Raw genomic sequence first — 6,808 nt, 5'->3', positions numbered from 1 at the left:
AAGTCCAACATCGGCCACACGCAGGCCGCCGCAGGCATCGCCGGCGTCATCAAAATGGTCCTCGCCCTGCGGGAAGGGCAGTTGCCCGCCACCCTGCACCTCGACGCACCCTCCGAACACGTCGACTGGAGCGCGGGCACCATCGCCCTCACCGACAGCGCCACCGCCTGGCCCGAGGTCAACCGGCCCCGGCGCGCAGGCGTCTCCTCCTTCGGAATCAGCGGCACCAACGCCCACCTCATCCTCGAACAGGCCCCCGCCGAGGAGGGCGAGGGTGCGGCCGCCGAGCCGGTGGAACGGCACGTGCTGGGGCCGTGGCTGCTGTCCGCCCGTACGCACGACGCCCTGGTCGGCCAGGCCCGCCAGCTGCGTACGCACCTGGACCGGCACCCCGACCAGGACCCGCACCACCTCGCCGCCGCCCTCGCCACCACCCGCACCCACTTCACCCACCGCCTCGCCGTCACCAGCCCCACCCGCGAGGAACTGGCAGCGGCCCTTGAGCAGTTCGCGGTGGGCGAGCCCGCCTCCGACGTCTACGAGGCCGTCGCGCCGACGGACGCCCCCAAGACGGTGCTGGTCTTCCCCGGCCAGGGCTCACAATGGCCCGGCATGGCCGTGGAGCTACTGCGCACCAACCCGGTCTTCGCCGAGCACATCGAGGCCTGCCACCACGCCCTGGCACCCTTCACCGACTGGCACCTCATCGACACCCTCAACCAGACACCGGGTTCCGCCGATCCGGATCGCGTCGACGTCCTCCAGCCCATGCTCTGGGCCACCATGATCTCCCTCGCCAAACTCTGGCAACACCACGGCCTCACCCCCCACGCCGTCATCGGACACTCCCAAGGCGAGATCGCCGCCGCCCACATCGCAGGCGCCCTCACCCTCGATGACTCCGCCCGCATCATCGCCCTACGCAGCCAAACCTTCACCACCATCGCCGGCCACGGAACCATGCTCCACGTCCCCCTCCCCGCAGAAGACCTGGCCCAGCGCCTGGAACAGCACCCCGGCGTCACCATCGCCACCCTCAACAGCCCCGCCAGCACCACCCTGTCCGGCGACCTCGAAGCCGTCCACCACCTCCACGAAGCCCTGCAAACCGAACACGTCGACAGCCGCCTGGTCCCCGTCGACTACGCCTCCCACTCCCCCCACATCAACCCCCTGCGCGAACGCATCCTCTCCGACCTCGCCCCCACCACACCCCAACCCGCCACCACCCCCTTCTACTCCACCACCCACCCCCAGGACACCCCCACCGACACCACCACCCTGGACGCCGCCTACTGGTACGACAACCTCCGCCAACCCGTCCAACTCCACACCACCACAAACCGGCTCATCACCACCGGCCACACCCTCTTCATCGAACCAAGCCCCCACCCCGTCCTCACCCACGCCATCCACCAAACCGCCCAAAACCACCCCCACGGCCAACACATCACCGCCCTCGGCACCCTCCGCCGCAACAACGGCGGACCCACCCAACTCACCACCGCACTCGCCCACGCACACACCCACAACACCCCCATCAACTGGACCACCCACCCCGCGCTCCGCGGCGCCCGCCCCACCGACCTCCCGACGTATGCGTTCCAGACCAGCCGCTTCTGGCTCACGCCCGCGGCCGAGCGGGGCAACGGCGACCCGGGCGGGGTCGGGCAACAGGCGGTCACGCACCCTTTGCTGGGGGCCGCTGTGCAGCTCCCGGACGACGGTGTCCTCTACACCGGGCGGATCTCCCTCGCCGACCACCCGTGGCTCGCCGACCACGGCGTCGGCGACACCGTGCTGCTGCCGGGAACGGGGTACGTGGACATCGCCCTGCACGTGGGTGAGTCCGTCGGGGCCGACGTGGTCGAGGAGTTGACGCTCGAAGCGCCGCTGGTGCTCGCCAAGGGGCAGGCCGTCCAGCTCCAGGCGACACTCACCGCAGCCGACGACACGGGTCGCCGTACCGTCACCGTCCACTCGCGGCCCGAGCCGGGTGACGCAGACGATCCCGGTACGACGCCGTGGATCCGGCACGCCACCGGCACCCTCACCGCCACCCGGACGCCCGAGCCGGCGTCGACTCCGGCCGACGCCACCTGGCCGCCCCCCGGCGCCACCGCGATCGACCTCACCGATGCCTACGACACCCTCGCCGCACGCGGCTACACCTACGGACCCGCCTTCCAGAACCTCACCGCAGCCTGGCAGCACGGCGACGACGTCTACGCCGACCTCGAACTCGACGACGCCACCGACGAGGTCGACGCCTTCGCCCTCCATCCCGCCCTGCTGGACAGCGCCTTGCACCCGCTGGTGCTGGCGGCGGACAGCGGGACGCGATTGCCGTTCGCGTGGAGCGGGGTACGGCTGCACGCCACCGGCGCCACGGCCGCCCGCGTCCACCTCACCCGCACCGGCGAGGACTCCCTCGCCATCGAGTTGACGGATGCGGCCGGGCAGGCGCTGGCCACCGTCGAACGGCTCACCACCCGCCCGCTGGATCCTGCCGCGCTGGCCGCCCTGAGCAGTTCTGACCACGACGCTGCCCTCTTCCGCGTCGAGTGGACACCGCTGCCGGTTGTCGACACGCCTGCCGACAGCACGCGTTGGGCCGTCTGGGGAGACCGGGACCCGCTGGGGCTCGGCCTGCCTGCGCACCCCGACCTGGACGCCTTCGCCGTCGACGGAGCGGATGCCGCTCCCGAGGCCGTGCTGCTCGCCATTCCCCCGGCGGACGGAACCGACGTGGTGGCCCAGGCGCACGCTGCCGCCGAGGACGTGCTGCTCCGGCTGCAAAGGTGGTTGGACCGGGCGCCGTTGGCAGACATCCCGCTCGTAGTGGTGACCCGCGACGCCGTCGCCGCCGCGCCTGCGGACGATCCCGATCCGGTGCAGGCGACCGTGACCGGCCTGGTCCGGACGGCGCAGAGCGAGCACCCGGGGCGGATCACGCTCATCGACCTGGACGGCCACCCGTTCTCGACAGCGGCTCTGATCGCGGCGGTCGCCACCACGCAGGCCGCCGACGAGCCGTTCACCGCCCTGCGCAAGGGCGAGCTGTCCGCGCCCCGGCTGACCAACACCCCGCTTCCCGCTCTCGACGTCCCCGCCCCGGAGGCGGATGCCTGGCGGCTCGCCCTGACCTCACCGGGCAGCCCCGACCAACTCGCCCTCCTTCCGGCCCCCGACCTCGACCAGCCCCTCGAACCCGGCCAGGTCCGGATCGCCTTGGAAGCGGTTGGCCTCAACTTCCGCGACGTCCTGATCACCCTGGGCATGTACCCCGAGCCCGCGCCGCACATCGGGTCAGAAGGCGCCGGCGTCATCACGGAGACGGCGCCCGACGTCACGGACGTGCGGGTCGGCGACCGCGTGATGGGCATCCTCACCCACGGCACCGGCGCCACCACGGTCACCGACCACCGGCTGGTCATCCCCGTGCCCGACGGCTGGACAACGGCCGAGGCAGCCTCGGCCCCTGTCGCCTACGCGACGGCGTACTACGCCCTGGTCACCCTGGCGGATCTCAAGCCCGGGCAGAACCTGCTCATCCACACCGCGACCGGCGGCGTCGGCCAAGCCGCGACCCACCTCGCCCGCCACTTCGGCGCCCGCCTGTACGCCACCGCAAGCCTGCCCAAACACCACACGCTGACCACCCAACTGGGCTACGACACCGAAGACGTCGCGGACTCGCGGACCCACGACTACGCCGACCACTTCCTGGCCCGCACCGACAACCACGGCATGGACGTCGTCCTGCACTCCCTCGCCCACGAGCACACCGACACGTCTCTGCGCCTCCTCCCCCGCGGGGGCCACTTCATCGACATGAGCAAAACCGACATCCGCGACCCCGACACCATCGCCACCGACCACCCCGGCACCCACTACCAGGCCATCGACCTCAACGACGCAGGACCGTCGGGGATGCACGCGGTGCTGGCGGCGTTGGACACGCTCTTCCGCAGCGGGGCCCTGCCCCCGTTGCCCACGGCGACGTACCCGATCACCCGTGCCCCGCAGGCGCTGCGGCACCTCAGCCAGGCCCGCCACACCGGCAAGCTCGCCCTCACACTCCCTCGCCGGACACACCCCGAGGGCACCACCCTCATCACCGGCGGCACCGGCGTACTGGCCGGACTCACCGCCATGCACCTCGCCGAACACCACGGCCACCGCCACTTCCTCCTCGCCAGCCGATCCGGCCAGAACACGCCGCAGGCGGCAGAGTTGACCAAGCGGCTGGCCCAACTCGACGCCAGTGCGACGGTCGTCGCAGCCGACACCGCCGACGCCGACCAGCTCGCCGCGCTGCTGGCCGCCGTGCCGGACGAGCACCCCGTCACCACCGTGGTCCACGCCGCAGGGACACTCGACGACGGCACGTTCGCCGCCCTCACCCCCGAACGGCTGCACACCGTCCTCACCCCGAAGGTCGACACCGCGTACCACCTCCACACCGCCGACCTCCCCCACCTCCAGCACTACGTCCTCTACTCCTCAGCCGCCGCCACCCTCGCCAACCCCGGCCAGGCCAACTACAACGCCGCGAACGCCTTCCTCGACGCGCTCGCCCAGCACCGCCACACCCACCACCGACCCGCCACCAGCCTCGCCTGGGGCCTGTGGGAACAGACCAGCTCCCTCACCGAGGGGCTGGACTCCGGTCAGCACACGCGCTTGGGGCGGCACGGCATCTCCGCCCTCGCCACCCCGCACGCCCTCGCGCTCCTCGACACGGCCCTCGCCGCACCGGACCCGCTGCTCATCCCCGTCGGCCTCGACGCCCGGCGGCTGGACCCCGGCGTCGTACCGGCGCTGCTGCGCGGTCTCGTACAGGCGCCGGGTCGGCGGCGGGCGGCCGGCGGGCGGGCCGGTGCGACGGACGGCAAGGCGGCGGGGCTCGCGGAGCGGCTCGCGCGGCAGTCGCCCGGCGAGGGCGGCGAGACGGTGCTGTCGCTGGTGCGTGCGCACGCCGCGACGGTGCTCGGGCACTCCGCTCCGGACGCCATCGATGCCGGCCGGGGCTTCCTCGACCTCGGCTTCGACTCGCTGACGGCGGTCGAGCTGCGCAACCGGCTCGGCGCGGCGACCGGCCTGCGGCTGGGCAGCACGCTGCTCTTCGACTACCCGACCGCCGGTGCCCTCGCCCGCCACCTGTACGCCGAACTCGTACCGGACAGCGCGGGACAGGCCGCCTCGCCCACCACCCTCATCGCCGAACTCGACCGGTGGGAGGCGCTGTTGACTGCTCCCGAATACGACCAGGACGCACGCGAGACGGTCGCGGCACGGCTGCGCACCCTGCTGGCGAGCGTGACCGGCCGCGCCGACGACCCGGGGGACGCGCCGGACGCGGAAGAGCGTATCGCCGACGCGACGGACGACGACCTTTTCGCGTACATCGACAACGAGTTGGGCGCTTCCTAGCCAGGACGCCGATCCCCGGTCACCGATCACCACCCACGAACCACGGATCTCTGATCGCTGGAGATCGTCCTTCTCCTACCGAGGGCTGATACCGGATGGCGAACGAAGAAAAACTCCGCGACTATCTCAAGCGCGTGACGGCCGACCTCCAGCAGGCGCGACGCCGGCTGAGCCAGGTGGAGTCCGCACGGCACGAGCCGATCGCCATCGTGGGGATGGCCTGCCGGTTCCCGGGCGACGTACACACCCCGGACGAGCTGTGGTCGCTGCTGGTCGAGGGGACCGACGCCACCGGCCCGCTGCCCGAGGACCGGGGCTGGAGCCTGGAGGAGCTGTACGATCCGGACCCCGACCGTACGGGGGCGTCGTACGCGCGGACGGGTGGATTCCTCCGGGATGCGGGCGAGTTCGACGCCTCCTTCTTCGGCATCAACCCGCGCGAGGCACTGGCCACCGACCCGCAGCAGCGGCTGCTCCTGCACACTGCCTGGGAGGCGCTGGAGAGCGCCCGGCTCGACCCGACGACGCTGCACGGCACCCGTACCGGCGTGTTCACCGGCGTAATAGCCCAGGACTACGCGGCCCGGCTCGCCCCCGAGCACGCGCACGACCTGGAGGGCTACCTCGCCACCGGCAACACCACGTCCGTCGCCTCGGGCCGGATCGCGTACACCCTCGGGCTCGAAGGCCCGACCCTCACCGTGGACACGGCCTGCTCGTCGTCCCTGGTCGCCCTGCACCTCGCGGCCCAGGCACTGCGCAATGACGAGTGCTCGCTCGCGCTGGCCGGGGGCGCCACCGTGATCTCGGCGCCCAACCCTTTCCTGGAGTTCAGCCGGCAGCGCGGTCTGGCGCCCGACGGCCGCTGCAAGCCCTTCTCCGCCGGCGCCGACGGCTTCAGCCTCGCCGAAGGCGCGGGCCTCGTCGTCCTGGAACGCCTCTCGGACGCACGACGGCACGGCCACCGCGTCCTCGCCGTCATCCGGGGCAGCGCGGTCAACCAGGACGGCCAGAGCAGCCAGTTGACCGCCCCCAACGGACCGTCCCAGCAGCGGGTGATCCGGGCCGCGTTGGCCGACGCCCGACTGACCACGAACGATGTCGACGTGATCGAGGCGCACGGCACCGGGACGCCGCTGGGTGATCCGATCGAGGCGCAGGCACTTCAGGCGACGTACGGCAAGGACCGGCCGGCCCAACAGCCCCTGCTGCTGGGCTCGGTCAAGTCCAACATCGGCCACACGCAGGCCGCCGCAGGCATCGCCGGCGTCATCAAGATGGTCCTCGCCCTGCGGGAAGGGCAGTTGCCCGCCACCCTGCACCTCGACGCACCCTCCGAACACGTCGACTGGAGCGCGGGCACCATCGCCCT

The 6,808-nt window shown here is 72.0% G+C and carries 2 protein-coding genes; both read left to right on the top strand.

Translation table 11 applies throughout. The features are described 5' to 3' along the window. Positions 1-9 precede the first annotated feature (9 nt). The gene (locus BUE44_RS35475; RefSeq protein ID WP_265737198.1) at positions 10-5,436 is read left to right on the top strand and encodes an SDR family NAD(P)-dependent oxidoreductase; all 5,427 of its coding nucleotides are present in this window, start codon (positions 10-12) and stop codon (positions 5,434-5,436) included. Positions 5,437-5,531: 95 nt separating this feature from the next. Next, the coding region (locus BUE44_RS35470; protein ID WP_200804636.1) for a beta-ketoacyl synthase N-terminal-like domain-containing protein at positions 5,532-6,808 on the top strand (1,277 nt) is incomplete at its 3' end.

It is taken from the genome of Actinacidiphila paucisporea, assembly GCF_900142575.1.
GTDB classification, from domain to species: Bacteria; Actinomycetota; Actinomycetes; order Streptomycetales; family Streptomycetaceae; genus Actinacidiphila; species Actinacidiphila paucisporea.
This window is presented reverse-complemented; position numbering and strand designations above follow the sequence as displayed.